Source organism: Streptomyces sp. NPDC059788 (assembly GCF_042732265.1).
Taxonomy (GTDB): Bacteria; Actinomycetota; Actinomycetes; order Streptomycetales; family Streptomycetaceae; genus Streptomyces.
On sequence record NZ_JBHWHY010000082.1, the window covers coordinates 1 to 20,400 of the forward strand.

14 protein-coding genes and 1 pseudogene are annotated in these 20,400 nt (G+C 74.1%); 2 read left to right on the forward strand and 13 right to left on the reverse strand.

Annotated features, from left to right (window positions below; translation table 11 throughout):
- Nucleotides 1–73: 73 nt before the first annotated feature.
- From ACFV57_RS40685 to ACFV57_RS40725, 9 genes and pseudogenes are all read right to left on the reverse strand, one after another.
- Nucleotides 74–937, reverse strand: coding sequence for an ABC transporter permease (locus tag ACFV57_RS40685; protein ID WP_385243684.1), 864 nt, complete (start codon nucleotides 935–937; stop codon nucleotides 74–76).
- A complete protein-coding gene (locus ACFV57_RS40690; protein WP_385243687.1) occupies nucleotides 934–1,740 on the reverse strand; it encodes an ABC transporter ATP-binding protein in 807 nt (268 codons plus the stop codon). Before ACFV57_RS40690 ends, ACFV57_RS40685 begins: the two co-directional genes overlap by 4 nt.
- Nucleotides 1,737–2,495 (reverse strand): PIG-L deacetylase family protein, encoded by a 759-nt coding sequence (locus tag ACFV57_RS40695; RefSeq protein ID WP_385243690.1) that lies wholly within the window; start codon nucleotides 2,493–2,495, stop codon nucleotides 1,737–1,739. Before ACFV57_RS40695 ends, ACFV57_RS40690 begins: the two co-directional genes overlap by 4 nt.
- The gene (locus tag ACFV57_RS40700) at nucleotides 2,492–3,154 is read right to left on the reverse strand and encodes a papain-like cysteine peptidase (protein ID WP_385243693.1); all 663 of its coding nucleotides are present in this window, start codon (nucleotides 3,152–3,154) and stop codon (nucleotides 2,492–2,494) included. Before ACFV57_RS40700 ends, ACFV57_RS40695 begins: the two co-directional genes overlap by 4 nt.
- A gap of 116 nt (nucleotides 3,155–3,270) precedes the next feature.
- Nucleotides 3,271–4,788, reverse strand: a complete 1,518-nt coding sequence (locus ACFV57_RS40705) for a glycoside hydrolase family 3 protein (protein WP_385243696.1) — start codon at nucleotides 4,786–4,788, stop codon at nucleotides 3,271–3,273.
- A gap of 113 nt (nucleotides 4,789–4,901) precedes the next feature.
- Nucleotides 4,902–6,098 (reverse strand): hypothetical protein, encoded by a 1,197-nt coding sequence (locus ACFV57_RS40710; protein ID WP_385243699.1) that lies wholly within the window; start codon nucleotides 6,096–6,098, stop codon nucleotides 4,902–4,904.
- 386 nt (nucleotides 6,099–6,484) lie between these two features.
- The gene (locus ACFV57_RS40715) at nucleotides 6,485–6,946 is read right to left on the reverse strand and encodes a universal stress protein (protein WP_385243702.1); all 462 of its coding nucleotides are present in this window, start codon (nucleotides 6,944–6,946) and stop codon (nucleotides 6,485–6,487) included.
- A 97-nt stretch (nucleotides 6,947–7,043) separates the two neighbouring features.
- The gene (locus ACFV57_RS40720) at nucleotides 7,044–9,902 is read right to left on the reverse strand and encodes a peroxidase family protein (protein ID WP_385243705.1); all 2,859 of its coding nucleotides are present in this window, start codon (nucleotides 9,900–9,902) and stop codon (nucleotides 7,044–7,046) included.
- Between the two features lie 182 nt (nucleotides 9,903–10,084).
- Nucleotides 10,085–10,720 (reverse strand): annotated as a pseudogene (locus ACFV57_RS40725) (PAS domain-containing protein); the annotation flags it as partial.
- Nucleotides 10,721–10,825: 105 nt separating this feature from the next.
- On the opposite strand from ACFV57_RS40725, the gene ACFV57_RS40730 reads away from it, so the two are divergent.
- Both ACFV57_RS40730 and ACFV57_RS40735 read left to right on the forward strand, forming a co-directional pair.
- Nucleotides 10,826–14,026: a bifunctional cytochrome P450/NADPH--P450 reductase gene (locus tag ACFV57_RS40730; RefSeq protein WP_385243708.1), complete on the forward strand. Its 3,201-nt coding sequence runs from the start codon at nucleotides 10,826–10,828 to the stop codon at nucleotides 14,024–14,026.
- Nucleotides 14,027–14,196: 170 nt separating this feature from the next.
- Nucleotides 14,197–15,372, forward strand: a complete 1,176-nt coding sequence (locus ACFV57_RS40735; protein ID WP_385243711.1) for an FAD-dependent monooxygenase — start codon at nucleotides 14,197–14,199, stop codon at nucleotides 15,370–15,372.
- A gap of 33 nt (nucleotides 15,373–15,405) precedes the next feature.
- On the opposite strand, the gene ACFV57_RS40740 is transcribed toward ACFV57_RS40735, so the two are convergent.
- From ACFV57_RS40740 to ACFV57_RS40755, 4 genes are read right to left on the reverse strand one after another with little or no spacing between them, the layout of a single operon-like run.
- Complete coding sequence (locus ACFV57_RS40740; protein ID WP_385243714.1) at nucleotides 15,406–15,918, reverse strand: DUF2165 domain-containing protein; 513 nt, start codon at nucleotides 15,916–15,918, stop codon at nucleotides 15,406–15,408.
- A gap of 51 nt (nucleotides 15,919–15,969) precedes the next feature.
- Entirely contained in the window at nucleotides 15,970–18,003 is a 2,034-nt protein-coding gene (glgX, locus tag ACFV57_RS40745; RefSeq protein ID WP_385243716.1) for a glycogen debranching protein GlgX, read from the reverse strand.
- Nucleotides 18,003–19,256 carry a hypothetical protein gene (locus ACFV57_RS40750; protein ID WP_385243719.1) on the reverse strand — a complete coding sequence of 418 codons (1,254 nt, stop codon included), beginning with the start codon at nucleotides 19,254–19,256 and terminating at the stop codon, nucleotides 18,003–18,005. The genes glgX and ACFV57_RS40750 overlap by 1 nt, the downstream gene beginning before the upstream one ends.
- A 12-nt stretch (nucleotides 19,257–19,268) precedes the next feature.
- Nucleotides 19,269–20,399, reverse strand: coding sequence for a cupin domain-containing protein (locus ACFV57_RS40755; protein WP_385243722.1), 1,131 nt, complete (start codon nucleotides 20,397–20,399; stop codon nucleotides 19,269–19,271).
- Between the last annotated feature and the right edge of the window lies 1 nt (nucleotide 20,400).

Below are 20,400 nucleotides of genomic sequence, written 5' to 3' on the forward strand. Positions count from 1 at the left end.
GGGGGGGGCGCCCCCCCGGGGCGGGGGGCCGGGGGGGGCGCCGCGCCCGGCCCTGTCACCAGTACCGGCCCTGTCACGAGTACCGGGTGACCAGGCCGCGGCGCCGGAAGGCGGCCACCATCCGGCCCAGGAAGAACAGGGCCAGGACCAGCAGCGCGAAGGTGCCCAGCGTGGCCACGGCCAGCTCGTGCCACGGGGTGGGACCGCCGCCGGCCAGGGCCCGCCCGGCCGCGAAGACATGGGTCGTGGGCAGGGCCTCGGCGACCGGCCGGAGCGGCGCGGGCAGGGTCGAGACCGGGTAGAAGACGCCGGACAGCGGCATCACCACCGAGAGCCCGCCCCAGACCAGGGCCTCCGCCCCGCTGCCGTAGCGCAGCACCAGGCCCACCACCGCGAGGGCCACCGCCCAGCCGCACAGCAGGAGCAGTGCGGCGACGGGGATCAGCCCCAGGCCCAGGGACGTCACGTCGAAGGCGTACGCGCCGAAGGCCAGCGCGGCCACCGCTAGGGTGCTCAGCGCCGTACGGACCAGGGCGAACAGCCCCACTCCGGCCAGGTACTCCCAGCCGCGCAGCGGTGTGGTGAGCAGCCCGATCACATTGCGTGACCAGGTCTCCTCCAGGAAGCCGGTGGCCAGCGAGATCTGCGTCTGGTGGACCAGGTGCCACAGGACGGTGCCGCTGAGCAGGAACACCGCGAAGGTGGGGCCGGTGCCCAGGTCGGCGGCGCCCGCCTCCGCTCCGCCGCCGGCCGCCTTCGCGGCGAACAGGCCGATGGAGCCGTACAGCAGCGTGTCGACGACCGGCCACACCAGCACGTCGAAGATCCGGTGCGGGCTGCGGCGCAGTACCAGCCAGTGGCGGCGGGCGACGGCGCGGACGCGGTACGCGCTGGCCGCGGCGGGCGTGCGCAGGCCGGGGGCCTCGACGGCGCTCATACGGCACCGGCCCCTTCCCGGTCGGCGGCGGCCCGTGCCCCGGCACCGTCCCGCTCGCGGTCCCGGGCCTCCGCGAGGTGCAGGAAGACCCCCTCCAGGTCGCTCTGGGCGAACTGCCGCGCCACCTCCTGCGGCGTGCCGTCCGCGGTCACCCGCCCGGCCGCCAGGAAGACCACCCGTTCGCACAGCCGCTCCACCTCGACCATGTCGTGGCTGGTGACCAGCAGCGCCGTGCCGTGACGGGCACACAGCTCCAGCAGCCCGGTACGGACGCGCAGGGCGATGTCCGGGTCCAGCGCCGCGGTCGGCTCGTCCAGGACCAGCAGGCGGGGCGTGTGCAGGGACGCCTTGGCGATGCCCACCAGGGTGCGCTGACCGCTGGACAGCTCGGTGCCGATGGCGGTGGCCAGATGACCGATGCCGAAGTGCTCCAGGGCCTTCTCCACGGCCGCCCCCGGGGCGCGCAGCCCGTACAGGTCCGCGTACAGCCGCAGGTACTCCCGCACCCGCAGGCGGTCGGGGAGCGGCAGGTAGCCGGCCGAGAAACCCACGCCGCGCATGGCGGCCGGGCGCCCGGCGGGCAGCCGGTGGCCCAGGACGTGCACACTGCCGGCGTCCGGCGAGACCGCGCCCAGGCACATCAGCAGGGTGGTCGTCTTGCCCGCTCCGTTGGGGCCGAGCAGCCCCACCCGCTCGCCCTCGCGGACGGTCAGCCGTACGCCGTCCACGACCCGGCCGCGGCGGTACTCCTTGACCAGGTCCCGCGCCTCCAGCACGGGTGGCGCGGTGCCGGGCGCGCTCATGAGCCCGCCCCGGCGGGCCGCGGGCGGCGCGTCGGCGACCAGACGCGCTCGGCGCGCAGCGGCCCGCCCCGGGCCAGCAGGCTGCCGTGGTCGATGGCCAGCGGGGCGAGCTGCGAGCCGTAGCAGACCACCGTCTCCCGCTTGCGGGCCCACTGCGCGTCGTCGAGGACGAGGTCGTGCGCGAGGTCGAGGCGGTAGCGGGTCAGCAGGTCCTGGTAGGCGAGTCCGTAGGTCTCGTCGCCGCCGAGGGCGCGGTCGGTGTCCGGGGTGCCCCACTCGGGCAGGTGGCCGGTGTAGGGCAGGTCGGCGTACAGGAGCGGCAGCGGCGCGCCCAGCCCGTCGAGGACGCGCAGGGCGCGGTCGCGCACCCGCTGGTGGTCGCGCTGGTTGGTGCCGATCGGCAGGAGGACGAGCGGGAACGGCGTGGGCAGGGCGCCCAAGTAGGCGTCTATGCCCTCCAGTTCGTCGTCTTCGCCGTACGGGCCGTCGGGGTGGTCCAGTACGGCCTGGTCCACGCCGAGCAGCGCGGCGGCCCGCGCGTCCTCGGCGAGCCGGGTGCGGTGGGCCTCGGCGGTGGTGGAGAAGCCGCAGGTGCTGTCCCACCAGGAGACGGCGTGGTGGGCGGCAGGCGCGCCGCCGAACACGGTCACCACGGTCACCGGGGCCGGGAGCCGGGGGATCAGGCCCGCCAGGGAGAGGGCGGCGTCGTCGAAGTGTGGGGAGAGGATGACGGTGCGCGGCGGGGGAGTCGTCATGCAAGTTCCTTAGTGCTGGGGCGGGCGGCGGACAGGAGGCCGGGTTCGGGCGGGGCGAGTACGGGGGTGAGGGCCGCGTCCCACGCGTCGTCGTCGCCCTCCCAGCGGCCGGGGGCGGCGGCGACGGTGTCCCAGGTGATGCCGGGGCCGAGCAGGGCGGCGTCGGGCGGGGCGGTGCGGCGCAGCCAGTGCAGGTCGAAGCGGTGGCCGGGGTGCTGCGCCGCGATCGCCGCGCGCAGCCGGCGCAGGTCGGCGGCGGTCAGTTCGTCCCAGGCGTCGTGATGGACGTACAGCACGCGGGCCGAGGAACCGGCGAGGGCACGCCAGCGTCCCGCCAGGGCGGCGAACTTCGCCCGCACACGGGGCAGCTGGGCGTCGATGTCCCGCTGGGTGAGCGGTGTCCCGGCGCCCGCCGCGGGGTGGAACTCGTGGTAGAAGCGGATGTCGGAGCCGCGGTCCAGGGCGCACCGGCCCTCGTCGAACGGCTCGACCAGGCCGGGGCGCAGCACGTTGCGGAAGTCCGCCGCGACGGCCTCGACGACCGACTCGAAGTCGAGGTCGAGCCAGTCGAAGAAGTGGGCGCGGGCGACCCCGGTGACACGCCGGATCTGGTACGTGGACTCGCAGTGGTAGCCGAGGCCCACGCAGTGGTCGTACACGCTTCTCGCTCCTTGTCCGTACCCGGTCGGCGTCCCCGCGCCCGCGGCCCGGGGGACGGTCGGTACGCTCCCGTCGCGGGGCGGGACCGCTGTCCCGGCGCGGGCCCGGCGGGTGCTCATGCGCGCAGCGAACCGCGCCAGGCGCGGCCGGTCAGGTACTCCGCCGCGGCGGTGGCGTTGGCCAGTCCGGCGCCGCGGGTGAACAGCGTCGCGGGGGTGTCGGCGGGCAGCGGGCCGGCCGGGGCCAGGCCCATGTCCACGGTGACCAGGTCCGGGCGCCGGGCGCGCAGTGTCCGCAGGACCGCGCGCTGCCAGGGGTCGCGCTCCGCGTCCCGTACGACGACCGCGAGCGGGCCGCCGTCGGCCGGGGGCGCGGCGATCGCGGCCGGGTCGGTGCCGGGCGCCACGTCGGTGGCGGACGCGAGGGCCCCGAGGCCGCGGAGCGGTGCCTCCAGTCCCCACGGTGCCTCGCCCACGGCCATGTTGGCCACGGTGGCCAGCCGTACGGTGTGCAGGCGGCGGCCGTCCGCGGCCCGGGGGACGCCGTGTGCCAGCAGGGCCCGGCGCGCGGCGACCAGGCCGACGGGGTCGCGGTGGCCGTCCGCCGCGGCCCGGCCGGTGTCCGGCGCTCCGGGGCGTCTGGCCGGGTCGGCCCAGGCGCGCAGCGACGCGACCCGGCAGGCCGCCTCCGCCACCCGCTCCAGCGTGAGCGTGCCCTGGTCCAGCGCCTCCTGGACGGCCTCGTGCACCTCGGGCAGCAGTTTCTCGCCGTCGGTCGCCCCGAGCACCACGAGGTCCGCCCCGGCGGCCAGCGCGGCGACGGCCGCGCCGCCGTAGCCCCAGCGCCGTACGATCGGCGCCATCTCCAGTGCGTCGGTCATCACCACGCCCCGGTAGCCGAGCTGTTCGCGCAGCAGGCCGGTGACGATGCGACGGCTCAGCGTCGCGGGCAGGCCGTCGAGCCGCGACAGCCGGATGTGACCGGTCATCACCGCCTTGGCGCCGGCCTCGATCCCGGCGCGGAACGGCGGCAGGTCCACCGCGTCGAGCGACGCTTCGTCGCGGTCGATGTCCGGCAGTTCGGAGTGCGAGTCGGTACGGGTGTCGCCGTGCCCGGGGAAGTGCTTGACGGTGGCGGCCACGCCGTGGTCCTGGATGCCCCGGACGCTCGCCGCGGTGTGCCGCGCCACCAGGTCGGGGCGGTCGCCGAAGGAGCGGACGCCGATGATGGGGTTGTCGGGGCGTGAGTTGACGTCCGCGCAGGGGGCCAGGCAGAGGTTGACGCCCTCGGCCCGCAGGTCGCGGGCGATCGCCGCGCCGACCTCCCGGGTGAGCGCGACGTCGTCGACGGCGCCGAGGGCGTGGCTGCCCGGGTGGACGCTGCCCCGGCGGTAGTCGAGCCGGGTCACGTCACCGCCTTCCTCGTCCAGCGCGATCAGCAGGTCCGGGCGTACCGCGCGCAGCGGGGCGGTGACCTCCTCGCGCAACGGGCCGGCTCCGGTGGGGAAGTTGGTCCCGAACAGGGCGACGCCCGCCAGGCCCTCGTCGGCCGCGCGCAGCATCCAGTCGGCGGGCGAGCGGCCCGCGTAGGCGGGGAGCAGGCAGGCGTTGACCAGGGAGATGTCGGCGCGCATGGGGGCCTTCCGGTACGGGGCGAAGTGGGCGGCGGCAGCCCGGCGGGCGGCCGGGCCGGGGCCGGTGACGGCGCGGCGGGAAGGGAACGGCGGGCGGGGCAGGCCCGGCGGGGTCAGCTGCCGGTCCGGCGCAGGGCGAGTCCGACGCTGCCGCGCTTGCTCAGGTACGCGCGACCGCCGCAGACCGGCTCCACCCGGGGCGCGACGAGCCGGGTCTCCTCCACCGTCCGCCACACCGTGGACGCGGCGAGCCACGGCCGCAGCCGCGTGTCCAGCGCCTCCGGTTCCAGGGCGAGGAAGAGCAGGCCGGTGGGCAGGTCGTCGAGCAGCGCCAGGTCCTGGCCGTAGTAGAGCATCTCGACCAGCAGGTAAGCGGCCCCGTCGGGGCCGTCCTTGGCCAGCCCGGCGAGGTCCTCGTCGCCGACCCGCACGTGCGCGGTGTCCCGCTGCGCGGTGGCGAGCCGTGCGCGGAAGTGCGGGTTGGGCTCGGTGGCGTACACGCCGAAGCCGTCCGCCGCGAGCCGGGACGTCAGCGCGCCTTCGCAGGCGCCGACTTCCACCAGCGGTGCCCCGCCGGGCGGGCAGTGCCGCCGCACCCACGCGGCGGTCGTGTCCAGGCGCCGGGCCTCGTACGGCGAGGTGGCGAACTCCCACGGGTCGGCGACGGCGGCGGCCTCGTCGTCCAGGCTGGCGAGCAGGGCGAAGAGCCGTTCGCGTTCGCCGGGGTCGGCGCCGAAGAACCGCTCGGCGGCCGGGATGCGCGGGGTCTGCACCATGAATTCGGGCGACCGGGTGTCGAGCAGCCCCGGGGCCGCGTCGTTGACGAAGTCCAGTTTGGCCGCGATCTGTGCGCGGCCCAGCGGACGGTCGAGGTCGCTGACGAACTGGAGGTAGGGGGAGTAGCCGACGGCGTGCCGCACGGTCAGCACCGGCGCGGCGGTCGCACCGGCGGTGTCCGCCAGTCGGGTGCAGGCGATGGCGGTGTCGCGGCCGACGCGGCCCCGGCTGCGCCGGTTGTCGGCCGGGGAGTGGGTCCACACGCGGGCGGAGTGGCCGTCGGCGGCCCGGCGTACGAGGGCGGTGAGGGCGGCGGGGCCGGGCGAGGCGGCGTCCTCCTCGGCCGGCCGCACGTACGGCGTGAGCAGCGCGAGCCGTTGGGCCGGTGCCGTACCGGCGGGCAGGGGGACGATGTCGCCGCGGTCGGCGAGCACCACGGCGGCCGGGCCGCCGCCGGGGTCGGGGTCGGTGAGGACGGAGAGGAAGTCGAGGACGGCGTCCTCGACCCGGAGTACGACCACGATTTCGATCATGGACCGGTCCCAGGGGCAGAGCTGGCGGGGGAGCGAAGCGGGGTGCTGCCGGGGGTGCGCGTCCCGAGCCGGAGCGCGCCGGACCGAACCGGCAGGGCGGTGCTGTGAGCAGGGCGGAGCGGGAACCGTACGGCCGGTGCGCCGTACGGAAAGGACCCTAACCGCCCCCACCTTTGTGGTCCAGACCAATCTGGATGACCCCTGCATTCCGGCCGCCACGGTGGCCGAAAATCGCCGCCCCCGGGCATGCGGGTACCCGGCGAACTCCGTGCGGTCACGGGACGGCCACCGCCCGGAGAGCTCTCTGCCGACGTGGCAAGGCCACCGCCCGGAGCACCCCCCCCCGCGATCACGGTACGGCCGCGCTCCGGAAAGCTCCTCCCCCGCTACGGAACGACCGTCACCGGCCACCGCCCGGCCTTCACCAGCCGTACCGCCACCGACCCCATGATCCGGTGCCCCGCGGACTCCGAGGCCCCCACCACCACGGCGTCCGCCGTCAGCTCGTCGGCCATCTGCACCATGCCCGAGTACGGGTCGCCGCGCAGCGTGTGGAACTCCCAGCGCAGGTCGTACGTGCCCTGCACCCGCTCCGTCGCCGCGCGGATCTCCGCCATCAGCTCGTCGGCGACCTCGTTCGTCGCGTCCGCTATCGGCGCCCCCATCGCCGCCCCGGCCGGCAGCACCGGCTGGACGTACACCAGGGCCAGCTTGGACCCCTGCCGACGGGCCAGCCCCGCCGCGTAGGCGGCGGCGCGCCACGACGAGTCCGAGCCGTCGACGCCGACGACGATGACCTTCGGGCCGTCCGTACCGCGCTCGAAGGGCGCGGGCGTGTTCTCCTCCACGTAAGGAGGTTATCGGGCGCCTTACGTGTGCTTTACACAGGGCCGCGCGGGACCCGGGCGGGCCCCGCGCGGCCCCCGGTGGCGCGGTGCGGGCCCCTCACGAACCCGCGCCGCCGCGCGCCGGGAGCACCGGCCGCCACGGCGCGAAGGCGCTCGCGTCGCGCGGCAGCATCGCGGCCAGCTCCGGACAGTGCCGCAGGATGACCGAGTTCATACCGCCGCGGGCGATCCAGTCCATCCCGAGCGGTGTGTACAGCTCCGGCCGGAAGTCGACGGTCAGGAACCGGTCCGACTGGATGCGCCGGGTCGCCATCAGGATGAAGACCCGGAAGGCGGTGTCGCTGAAGCCGAAGCCCTCCGGCGGGTTCTCGGCGAACAGCCCCACCATCGTGTCGACCTCGTCGACGTCCCGGTAGACCTCCTTGAGCTGCGCGACCGTCTCCGGATCGGAGCTGATGTCCTCGAAGCGGCGCACCCGCGCCTTGTGCAGCCCGGCGCGGAAGTCGTTGTAGCGCGGCACCCCGCGCCGCCGGGTCCGTACGAGGTCGACCACCGACAGGTCGATCAGCTCCCCGTCCCGCTCGAAGCGGGTCAGCGCCTGCGGGTAGTTGTGCAGGGTGATCGCGCCGGGGTGGGCGATGCCGAGCGAGTACAGCGTGTCGGTCAGCCCGGTCTTGCGGGCCACGCCCTCGGCCGCCCTGCCCTGGATGTCGTCGAACGTGACGGTCTCCAGGCGCTGCCCGAAGCGGTGCTCGCGCAGCTCGTAGTCGTCCGGGATCAGCGGGTGCATCCGGTAGACGGTGACGAAGTCCTCGGTCAGGGAGTACGGCACCTTGTGGTGGTCCGGCAGCGTCTCGGGGATGCCGCGCAGGGCGTGCGACTCGACCAGCCACAGCCCCAGCCTGCTCAGCCACTTGTCGGGCGGGCCCTGCCAGTTCGTCTTCAGACCCACGTCGATGGCCTCGGTGGCCAGGATCGCCGGCGTCCACTCCACCGTGTGGATCTTCGCGATCAGCGCCGCGACGATCAGCCGGGCGGTGTGGTGGACGCGGTCCTGGCCCATGGCCGGGTACTCGGCGTGCAGCGCGTCGCACAGCGCGTTGTGCTCCCGGGCGAAGAGCGTGTGCATCACGCTCAGACCCAGCCACCAGTTCTCGTTGAAGCCGGTGAGCGGGATGCCGCCCGCGCCGACCGGCAGGTGCCCGTCCTCCAGGCGCAGCCTGGCGCTGTCCGGCTCGCGCAGCGAGCGCGCGGTGGCCTCGTCGCCGCCGTACACCTCCGAACCGTCCCACCACGGCGTGGTGGTGTTGGTGAACAGCAGCGGCGGCTCCCCGGGCCGCTCCACGCCGATGTTCTCGGCGAAGCGCATCACGTCCTCCGGCGGCCCGCCCGGCGTGTTCGTCCAGGCGCTGCCGGGCGGCATCGGGATCTCCACCGACCGCTCGCCGGGCTTGTACCGCCGGTGGTTGACCCAGTCGTGCACCTGGAACTGAATCCACGCCGCGGCGAGGATGTTCAGCGACGACGCCGGCTGGAACGCCGTGCGGTGCAGCAGCCGGCGCGCGGTCGTGACCGGGTTCGGGACGAGGTCCAGGTCCGGCCGGTGCACCGGCCGCAGGTTGCGGCCGAAGGTGGAACCGATCGCGCCCATCCGCGGCTCCGACAGGTCGGTGGACGAACCGTCGTACGTACGGGCCGTCCGCGCGCCCTCGTCCACCGTCTCCGGCACCGGCACGGCCTGCGGCGGCGCTTCCGGGATCTCGGTGTCGATGAGGTTGAAGCGGCGCAGCGCCTGCCGCAGTGCGATCAGGTTGAGCAGGCTCAGGTTCAGCGGCAGCCGGTGCCACGGCACATACCGGTTGACGGCCCGGAAGGCCGCCCGCACGGGTACGCCGAGGACGGTGTTGCGCAGCGGCTCCTCCGTACGGAAGCGGATGCCGAGCCGGTGCCCTGCGCTCGCCCGGTAGGCGGCCTTGCGCGCCCGGTTCAGGTTGCCCAGCGGGCGGAACTCGTCCGTGGTGTGCCAGGGGTTGAACGCCAGCGCGTCCACCCGGCGGGCCGCGGAGCGGGCCTCGGCGGTGGTGACGTCCTGCCGCGGGATCGTCAGCCGCCCGACCGGGACGACCGGCGCGTCCGCCTCCCGCCACTGCGCCGCGCCGTCCTCGATGGGCGTGCGCCTGTCGTTCACGTACCGCTGCACGCACAGCTCGAACTCGACGTCGGCCAGGGCCAGCCGCCCCGCCAGCTCGTGGCGCAGCAGGTCGGGGTCGTGCCGGTCCGGCCGGGGCGCGGGGGCGCCGCCCGGCGCGGGCCGCAGCTGGTAGCGGACCGGTCCGGCGTCGCCCCACATGACCGCGCCCCGGCTCCAGTACGTCTCCCGCGCCAGCGATCCGACCACGTGCCGGGTGGCCGCCCGTACGTTGCGGCGCATCCGCGCGGCCGTGCCCCAGCCCACCGCCAGCGGCAGCTTCACCAGCAGCCCGAACGCCTTCTGCAGCGTGCTCTCGGCCCCCGCCATCGCCTTGGCGAACGCCACGAACTCCCGCGCGTCCCGGGCGTGCGAGACCGGGAAGCTGGTCGCCAGCAGGTCGTGCGTCTCCTCCGCCGACACCTCGACGCGTACCGCGATCCCGCGCAGATCGGGCGCGATGTCCGGCTGCGCCGTACCGCTCGCGTTCGACAGCCGCACCACCGCCGGATACTCCGCGCCCGGCTGCGCGAACCCCGTGGCCAGCGCGGCGGGCAGGTCCGTGTCGAACCGCAGCCGGGCGTTCTCCACCCCCAGCACCGCCTTGGCGTGGAAGGCCCGCTCGACACCGTGCGCCCCGCCGGCCTTCCGGTTCTTCAGCTGCACCCGCATCAACTGCCGCGCCAGCTCCTCGAAGACCACCCGCTCCGCCTCCGGGCTGCCGCCCTCGTACCTCTCGTACTGCGTGTGACTCACGGTGTCGGCCATGGCAGGACACCCTCCGTACGGAAGAAGGGCGCTCGACGCTACTCGTCTCCCGTACCACCGGACAGGGGGTGTTTCGGGCGGATTCGTGGATCTTTGCGGCAGGCGGCATCAGGGGCGGACGAGGGCTCGGGCGCCCCCTCCTGAGGCGCTCCCCGCCCTCCCGAAGGCTCGCGCGCCGGGACCGCCGCCGCCGGCGGCCAGACGCCGGGGGCCAGGACGCCGAGGACGTACGCCTTGGCCACCAGGGCGGTGCGGCCCTGGACACGCCAGCGCCGGGCGACGCGGGTGAGGTGGTAGTTGACGCCGTCGACGGTGAGGCCGAGGTGGCTCCCGATGGCGGCGGTGGTGGCACCGGAGGCGGCCAGGGCGAGGATGCGGGTCTCGACGGGACTGGCCGCGTCGCGCTCCGGCGCCGGGCCGGCGGGCGGGGGCTCGTGGACACGGAGCAGGGCCAGCAGCGTGGGCGGGGTATCCGACGGGTCGCCGACCGGATCGACCGTCAATTCGCCCTCCCGCTCGGTGCCGTCCGCGCCGACCCGCCAGTGCACCTCGACCGGATAGCGGGACCTGCGGCCCAGGCGCAGCGCCTCGCCCAGGCGGTCCATCTGCGCCTGGGAGCGGGGGTGGAAGAGATCCAGCAGGTTGCGGCCGCGCAGTTGCCCGGGGGCGGTGCCCCACTCGGCGGCCATCGCCGGATTGGCGATCAGCACCTCGCCGTGGGCCCTGCACACCGCGATCGGCACCGGGATGCGGTCGAGCAGGATCAGGAAGTAATTGCGCCACGGGCCCGCCTGGCCGTCCGCCGTCGCGTCGTCCATTGCTCCTTCTCCGGTCCGGCCGCAAGAGCGGACAGCGAAAAACCACTGCACAATCATGCAGTTACCCGGCGTCGCACGGTACACCGGGCGGGTCACGCTTGAGTCATGACCGAGACGATCCCGTTCCAGGCGGCCGACGGCGCGGTGCGCCCCTCCGAGGAGGTGCCGGTCGTCGACCTGTCGGCCACCGGACTCACCTCCACCCCCCTTCAGCAGGCCATGGACCTGGCCCGCGAGCACGGGCCGGTGTTCCGGCGCCGACTGCACGGCCACGAGGCGATGTTCGTCTCCTCGCTGGAGCTGGTCACCGAGCTGGCCGACGAGGACCGCTTCGCCAAGGGCGTCTCGATCGCCCTGGAGAACGTCCGCGAGTTCGCCGGTGACGGCCTGTTCACCGCGTACAACGAGGAACCGAACTGGGCCAAGGCGCACGACATCCTCATGCCGGCCTTCGCGCTCGGCTCCATGCGCACCTACCACCCCGCGATGCTGAAGGTGGCCCGCCGGGTGATCGGCAGCTGGGACCGGCGCGCTGCCGAGGGCGGGCCCGTCGACGTCCCCGACGACATGACCCGCATGACGCTCGACACCATCGGCCTGGCGGGCTTCGGCTTCGACTTCGAGTCGTTCGGCCGGGACACCCCGCACCCCTTCGTCGAGGCGATGGTGCGCTGCCTGGAGTGGAGCATGAACCGGATGAGCCGGGAGCCGGGCGGCGACTACACCGAGGAGGACGCCGCCTTCCAGACGGACGCGGACTACCTGGCCTCGGTCGTCGACGAGGTCATCGCCTCCCGTACGGGCGAGGGCGGCGGCGCGGACGAGTCCTCCGACGACCTGCTCGGGCTGATGCTCGGCGCCACCCACCCGGCCGACGGCACGACCCTCGACCTCGCCAACATCCGCAACCAGGTCATCACCTTCCTCATCGCCGGCCACGAGACGACCTCCGGTGCGCTGTCCTTCGCCCTGTACCACCTGCTCAAGGACCCGGCCGCGCTGCGCCTGGCCCAGCGCGAGGCGGACGAGCTGTGGGGCGACCAGGACGACCCCGACCCGTCCTTCGAGGACATCGGGCGGCTGCCCTTCACCCGGCAGGTCCTCAACGAGGCACTGCGGCTGTGGCCCACCGCCGCCGCCTTCACCCGCCAGGCCCGTACGGACACCCTGCTCGGCGGGCGCTACCCGCTGCGGGCCGGCCAGCTGGTCAGCGTGCTCACGCCGATGCTGCACCGCGACCCGGTCTGGGGCGACAACCCGGAGCTGTTCGACCCCACACGGTTCGCCCCGGAGGCCGAGGCGGCCCGCTCCCCGCACGCGTACAAGCCCTTCGGCACGGGCGAACGCGCCTGCATCGGGCGGCAGTTCGCGCTGCACGAGGCGACGATGCTGCTCGCCATGCTGGTGCACCGCTACCGCCTCATCGACCACACGGACTACCAGCTGCGCATCAAGGAGACGCTGACCCTCAAGCCGGACGACTTCACGCTCATCCCCGGCCGGCGCACGGCCGCGGACCGGGCGGCCGTGCGCGCCGCGCTCGCGGTGCTGCCCGGCGGAGCGGCGGAAGGGGACGGCACGGAGCCGGACGCGGACGACGGCCTGCCGACGCGGGCCCGCCAGGACACCGGCCTGCTGCTCCTGCACGGCACCAACTACGGCACCTGCCGCGACTTCGCCGAACGCCTCGCCGACGAGGCCACCGGCCTCGGCTTCACCCCCGAGGTGGCCCCGCTGGACGCCGCGGCCGGCGCCCTTCCCACGGACCGCCCGGTCGTGATCGTCACCGCGTCCTACAACGGGCAGCCGACGGACGACGCCGCGCGCTTCATGGAGTGGATCGGCAGCGACGAGGCACGCGCCGACGGCGTGCCGTACGCCGTCCTCGGGGTCGGCGACCGCAACTGGGCCGCCACCTACCAGCGCATACCCACCCTGCTCGACGAACGGCTGGCGGACCTGGGCGCCGAGCGGCTGCTGCCGCGCGGCGAGGCCGACGCGTCGGGCGACCTCAACGGCGCCGTCAAGGCGTTCACGGCCGCGCTGCGCACCGAGCTGATGGTGCGCTACGGCGACCCCGCGAGCATCGGCGCGGCGGGCGGCGACGCGGCCGCGACGGACGCGTACACCGTCCGCGAGGTCACCGGCGGCCCCCTGGACGCGCTCGCCGCCCGCCACGGCCTCCAGCCGATGACGGTCACCGAAGCCCGCGACCTCACCGCACCCGGCCACCCCCGGGTCAAGCGCTTCCTGCGGCTCGCCCTGCCCGACGGCGTCACCTACCGCACCGCCGACCACCTCGCCGTCCTCCCCGCAAACGGCCCGGCGGCCGTCGAGCGCGCCGCGCGGGTGCTGGGCGTGGACCCGGACACCGTCCTCGACATCCGCGCGGGCGCGGCCCGCTCCGGCCGGGACACACTGCCCGTCGACCGGCCGCTGACCGTACGCGAACTGCTCACCCGCCACGTGGAGCTGGGCGCGCGGCCGACACCGGAACAGCGCGCGCTGCTCGCCGCCCACAACCCCTGCCCGCCCGAGCGCGCCGCCCTCCAGACGGTCGCCGACGACGACCCGCGCAGCGTCCTCGACCTCATCGAGGAACACCCGGCACTGCGCGGCGCGCTGCCCTGGCCGGTGATCCTCGACCTGCTGCCCGCGCTGCGCATCCGCCACTACTCCCTGTCCTCCTCGCCCGCCGCCGACCCGCGCCACGCCGACCTGATGGTGTCGCTGCTGCCCGGCGGCACCGGCTCCGGCCATCTGCACACGCTCAAGCCCGGCGACACCGTCCTGGCCCGCGTCCAGCCCTGCCGGGAGGCGTTCCGCATCGACCCCGCCGACCCGGCACCGGTCATCCTGATCGCGGCCGGCACCGGCCTCGCCCCCTTCCGCGGCGCCGTGGCCGACCGCCTGGCCGCCGCACCGGACGGCCGATCTGCCCCCGCTCTCCTCTACTTCGGCTGCGACGCCCCCGACGCCGACTACCTCCACGCCGACGAACTACGGGCCGCCGAGGCCGCCGGCGCGGTATCACTGCGCCCGGCCTTCAGCGCCCGCCCCGAAGGCGACTGCCGCTACGTCCAGCACCGCGTCGCCGCCGAGGCCGACGAGGTGGGCGCCCTGCTGGACGCGGGCGCGCGGGTGTACGTCTGCGGCGACGGCAGCCGCATGGCACCGGGCGTACGGGCCGCCTTCCGCGCACTCCACACGTCCCGCACGGGCGCCACGGACGAAGAGGCCGAGGCGTGGCTGCGCGATCTGACGGCCGCCGGACGTTACGTGGAGGACGTGTACGCGGCGGGGTGAGCCGCCGGGTGGCCGGCCCCGGTAAGCCGGGAACCGGCCACCCGCGCTCGGCGGGAACCAGGCCCCGGCCCCCCGTACGGGGTCTGGCTCCCGCCGCCGGCCGGCGGCATCGTGGAAGGCGGCGGCGCGGGTCCGCGCGCCGCCGAGGGCCATTCACCTGGGGGAGCGCCATGACCAACGCCCTGATCATCGGTGGTGGCATCGCGGGAGCGGTCACCGCGATGGCCCTGCAGAAGGCGGGCATCGACGCGGAGGTGTTCGAGGCGTACGAGACCGGCGCCGACGACGTGGGCGCCTTCCTCGTCGTCTTCGCCAACGGGATGGCGGCGCTGCGCGTCATCGGGGCCCACGGGCCGGTCGTCGCCAACTCCTTCCCCGCCGAGCGGGTGGAGTTCTACAGCGGCACCGGCAAACGCCTCGGTGAGCGTCCCCTCGCGCGCTCCGCCGACGCCACGGACGTGGGACCCCGTACGCTCACCCGCGCCACCCTCTACCGGGTCCTGCACGACGAGGCGCGCCGCCGCGGGATCGCCGTCCGGCACGGCAAGCGGCTGGTCGCCGCCGAGACCGTCAGCGACCGCCGGGTGGTCGCCTCCTTCGGCGACGGCAGCCACGCCGAGGGCGACCTGCTGATCGGCGCGGACGGCATCCACTCGGTCGTCCGCAAGCTGATCGACCCGGCCGCGCCCCGCCCCCGCTACACCGGCCAGAACACCGTCTGCGGCTACACCCGCGACGTCAAACCGCCGTCCGCGCCCGACACCTACACCATGATCTACGGCAGGCGGGCCTTCTTCGGCGCCACGGCGGCACCGGACGGCGAGGTGTGGTGGTTCGCCAACGTGCCGGGCCCCGAACGGTCCCGGCAGGATCTGGCCGCCGTCACGGCCGACCAGTGGCGGCACCGTGTCGTGGCCCTCCTCGACGGCGACCGTACCCCGGCCGCCGACGTCGTCCGCGCCACCGGCGAGCACATCGTCGCCTCGCACGCCTACGACCTCGCCGCCACGCCGCGGTGGTTCTCCGACACCATGGTGATCATCGGCGACGCGGCACACGCCGCAGCGCCCAACGCCGCCCAGGGCGCCTCCATGGCCATCGAGGACGCCGTCGTACTGGCCAAGTGCCTGCGCGACCGGCCCGAACCCCGGCGGGCCTTCGGCGCGTACGAGGAACTGCGCCGCGCCCGCGTGGAGCGGGTGGTGGCGCAGAGCGCGCTGATGGCCCGCCGGTCGGCCCCGGGAACGCTGCGGCGGCTGGTCCGCGACGTGATGCTGCCGCGCAGCGTCGAACGCGGCGGCGGTGGCGCCGACGCGTGGCTGACCGACTACCGCGTCGAGTGGTGAGACCGGGTACGTGGGCGAGGCCGACGGGTGCCCCTACCGCTCGTCCGCCGCCCGCAGGTGTACGACCACCAGGGCGACACCAGCGATCACGAAGTTGCGTGTGGCGGCGTCCAGCCCGTTCCAGCTCTTCGACTGCCACATCGCGAACCACTCCCCGCCGACCGCGATGAACCCGGCGCCGAAGAGCAGCAGCATCATCAGCAGCCCGGCGGTGCTCACGCGCCGCGCGCGGGCGTACCCGGTGGACCCGCGCAGCTCCTGTGCCCACAGGAAGGCCGCCGCGGCCAGTGCCAGTGCCGTCACCGTCTCCCAGGCGATGATCAGGACGTACGCGATGTCCTGGAGCGTGCGCGACTCGACGGCCCGCCACATCAGGTCCGGGTCCTTGAAGGTGGTGTCCATGGCCAGGACGTGCTGGACGAACGCCTGGTTGGTGCCGAAGTCGGTGATGTTGCCGAACGCGACGAGTGCCATGTAGAGCGCGACCGTGCCGGTGAGCACGGTCGCCGCGAGCGGAAGCGGCTGTATCGGTCTGGTGGCGGGCATTCCCGGTCCCCCTGGTTCCCTGGCCTGCGGTGGAGTACTGACCCGCGCACTCTACGGGCGGTGTCGAGCGCCCGGCAGTTCCGCCGTCGCGACCAGGACCGTGCGCGCGGGCACGGTGCACACGTCCCCCGTCTTCAGCGTGGCCGAAGCAGACGGCGCGCCGTCCGGCGCCGTGGTGTCGAGCACCACTTCGTACACCGCGCCCAGCCGTCCCGGTACGGGGAAGTCCACCGCGTCCGCACCGGAGTTGAGCAGCGCCAGAAGGTCGGTGTCCGGAGCCGCCGCGCGGTCCCCGGCGAACAGGAAGGCGAGGAAGCGGGTGGCCGGGTCCTGCCAGCGGGCCGGCGTCATCGGGCGGCCGTCGCGGTCGTACCAGGCGATGTCCGGGGGATCGCCGGTACCGGTCAGGAAGCCGGTGCGCCGGAGCACCGGGTGGCCGCGTTGCAGGGCGACCGCCCGGCATACGAAGTCGGTGAGCGGGGTGGGCGCCGACCAGTCGTACCAACTCGTGGCATTGTCCTGGCAGTACGCGTTGTTGTTGCCGCCCTGCGTACGCCCCAGTTCGTCGCCGCCGTACAGCATGGTGCAGCCCTGCGACAGCAGCAGGGTGGCGAGCATGTTGCGGCGCTGGCGTTCGCGTACGGAGGTGATGGCCGGGTCCCTGGTCGGGCCCTCCACACCGTAGTTGGCCGACCGGTTGTCGTCCGTGCCGTCCCGGTTGTTCTCGCCGTTGGCCTCGTTGTGCTTGCGCCCGTACGTCACCAGGTCCGTCAGGGTCATGCCGTCGTGGCAGGTGACGAAGTTGATGGAGGCGTCCGGGCCGCGCCGTTCGGGGGCGTAGAGGTCGGCGGAGCCGGCGATCCGGCTCGCCAGGTCGCCGACGGCCGGGCGGCCCCGCCAGAAGTCGCGCACGGTGTCCCGGTAGCGGTCGTTCCACTCGTTCCAGCCGGGCGGGAAGCGGCCCACCTGGTAGCTGTCGGGCGCGCCCACGTCCCAGGGCTCGGCGATGAGTTTGACGCGGCCGACGACCGGGTCCTGGTAGAGCAGGTGGAAGAAGGCGGCGAGGCGGTCGACATAGCCGTACTGGCGGGCCAGGGTCGCCGCGAGGTCGAAGCGGAAGCCGTCCACGTGCATCTCGGTGACCCAGTAGCGCAGCGAGTCCATGATCAGGCGCAGCACTTCGGGACGGCCGGCGTTGAGGGTGTTGCGGGTGCCGGTGGTGTCGATGTACCGGGACGGGTCGGCGGGGTCCAGCCGGTAGTAGATCTCGTTGGCCAGCCCGCGGAAGCACAGCGCCGGATCGTCCGGCGGGCCCTCGGCGGTGTGGTTGTAGACGACGTCGAGGATCACCTCGATCCCGGCGGCGTGCAGGGCTTTGACCATGGCCTTGAACTCGGTGATCTGGCCGCCCTCGCGGCCCGCCGAGCTGTACGCGGCGTGCGGCGCGAAGAAACCGATCGTGGAGTAGCCCCAGTAGTTGGTCAGACCGCGCTCCAGCAGGAACGGCTCGGGCAGGAACTGCTGCACCGGCATCAGCTCGACCGCGGTCACGCCGAGGCGGCCCAGGTGCCCGGTGACGGAGGGGTGCGCCAGCCCGGCGTACGTGCCCCGCAGCGGCGGCGGGACGTCGGGGTGCCGCGCGGTCAGGCCCTTGACGTGCGTCTCGTACAGGAACGTCCGCGACCACGGGTGGCGCGGCGCCCGGTCGTCACCCCAGTCGAACGCCGTGTCCGCGACCAGTGGCAGCAGCGCGCGTTCCCCCACCGGCTTGAGAACCTTGGCGTACGGGTCGAGCAGCAGCCTGGACGGGTCGAAGCGCAGGCCGCGCGCGGGCGCGAACGGGCCGTGCGCGCGGTAGCCGTAGCTCTGGCCGGGGCGCACGCCCGGCAGGTACGTGTGCCAGATGTCGCAGTCCACCGCCATCGGCACCCGCCGCTCACCGTCCTCGCCGGGCAGGCACAGCTCGACGGAGCCGCCGTACGCGCCCGCCGAGGAGTACACGGCGAAGGAGGTGCCCTCGCCGTCCCAGTGGGCGCCGGGCCGGTACGGGTCGCCGGGCACGGGCGGGGCACCGGGGACGGACATCAGTCGTAACCGCCGAACATGAAGAGGGACGCCCGCTGGTCCGCGGGGTTCATCAGCCCGTGCAGGTTGCCGCCCTTGAGCAGGGCGAGGTGACCGGCGGGCAGCCGCCGCACCTCGAAGGAGCGCACCCGGCTGCCGGAGTCGGCCCAGTCGCCGACCACCATCAGCCCGTCGCCCTCCAGCATCAGGAAGACCTCCTGGTTGTCCCGGTGCCGGTGCAGGCCGATGCCGCAGGCCGGGTCCAGGACGTGCAGGTCCATGTAGGTGACGGCGAGGAACGGCTCCACGTCGCCGCTCGCGCGGCCCTTGCGGCCGAACGCGTCGAGGTTGTACGGCTCCAGGGCGCGCCGCAGGTCGTCGGTGCCCGCCCAGCGGCCGTACTCGCTGAAGAGCGTGCGGTACTCCAGGAAGCCGACGCCGCCGTGCGGATTGGGGCTCGTACCGACACCGAGGTAGTTCTCCCAGCCGCGTACCTTCATCTCGAAGCCCAGCCGCACCGACCCGGCCGGCGGGTCGGCCGGTCCGGCGCCGTCCGGGCTCGCGGTCCAGCGCACGTCGGCGTAGCAGGGCAGCACCGGGTGCATGGCGTGCCGCGGCGCGACCAGCCGCAGGTCCTGGTTGGTCATCTGGTCGCGCAGGAAGTCCTGGCCCAGGCCGGTGACGAGGTCCGGACGCGGCTGCAGCAGCCCGGAGTCCAGCGCGGTCCGGCCGCGCGGACCCAGCAGGTCGCGCAGCCCGTCACCGACCCGGCCCCACAGCTCGACGGTGTAGAAGTCGCTCTCCTCGTCGTACGGCACCCGGACGGGCACCGGACGGCTGCCCTGGACGGAGAGCACACACCCGATGGCGTCGCCGAGCTGGCCCGCCTCGCGCCACAGCGCGGAGTCCGGGCCGCCCCGGTAGGACAGCTGGAGGAACGGGCCGCGCCAGTCGCCGATCTCGGCCCAGCCGCGCACCGCCCGGGTGTCGGCGAGGGTGAAGTCGCGGACGTTCTGCTTCTGGAAGTCGCTCTTGTCGTCCTGCTGCTCCGGGTCCAGCTGGTCCTGGTTCGGCGAGGCGGGCCCGTACAGCTGGAGCGTGCGCAGCGGGAACAGGTACTGGAGCGAGGCCGGTTCGTACAGTTCGCGCTCGGCGGCGAACCGGGCGCGCTCGACCAGGCCCAGCAGCTTCAGCAGCGGATTGGCCTCCGCGTAGTCCGGGGGCTTGACCGGGTCGACGCGGAAGACCGAGTCGGTGTGCACGATCTTGGGCATCGCGGGACCGCCTCAGGTGGTGTGATAGAGGAACGCGACGAACTTCAGCGGCTCGGTCCCCGGGTTCCGGATGCCGTGCACGCCGCCGCTCTTGGTGTACAGGACGCTGCCCGCTTTGACCGGCAGCTCCCGGCACTTGACCGGCCCCATGCCGAAGACGGGCCGTTCGACCAGTGGGTAGCCGGCGGTCGTCGGGTCGTCGCCGTCGCTCAGGTACGCCGTGCCGGTGCCGGAGACGACGTAGTACAGCTCCTCCGAGCCGATGTGCCGGTGAGTGCCCTCGACGGCGCCGGGCGGCACCGTCACCTCGTGGAAGAACACCAGGTCGCTGCCGAGTTCGCGCTGGAACAGCCAGCGCATCTGCACGATGTTGTCGTCCCGGCGCTCCGGGTTGCCCTCGTCGGTCATGGGGTTGCGGTAGTTGACCGGCGGTATCCGGGAGGCGTCCGGGATGAAGAAGCCGCGCCGGAAGTCCAGCAGGTAGTTGCTGTCGGTGACGGTGTTCCGCGGATCGCTGGGCTCCTGCGTACGCGGCTCCTGGTGGGAGCGCAGATAGGCGTTGTCCCACTGCGGATTGCCCAGCCGCTGGCCCGTCGGGTACAGCACGCCGTCCTCGCGGAACGCCATCGCCACCTCGGAGACCGAGCCGAGCAGCGGGGACAGCTGCGGCACCCGGGTGATCGGCGCGCCCCGGCCCATCAGCGGCAGCACCCGGTGGTCGTGCGCGGTGCCGTCCGGCGGCTCCAGCGTCTCCCAGATCTCCACCGCGTACGCGCCGATCACCGGGTCCCAGTGCAGGGTGACGATGGCCTCGGCGGAGCCGGCCGGGTCCTCGCCGGTGACCTTCAGCCACGCCTGGGTGCGCGGCCCCAGGCGCCGGTTGAACTCCCTCGCCTGCTCGACGAGGCGGATGCCGGAGTACTCGACGCGCAGCATCGGGCACAGCTTGGTGCCGCCGAGGAAGACGTCGCCCTTGATGACGGTGCCGTCCGCCGAGCCGCGTACCTCGGCGACGTAGTAGCGGTAGCGGGAGGAGCGGGTGGCGTTGAGGTAGCGGGCGTGGTAGATCCGGTCCGGGTAGAAGACGACGCGGAAGATCTCGTTCTCGGGGTGGGTGTAGACCTCGTCGAAACGGCTGTCCATG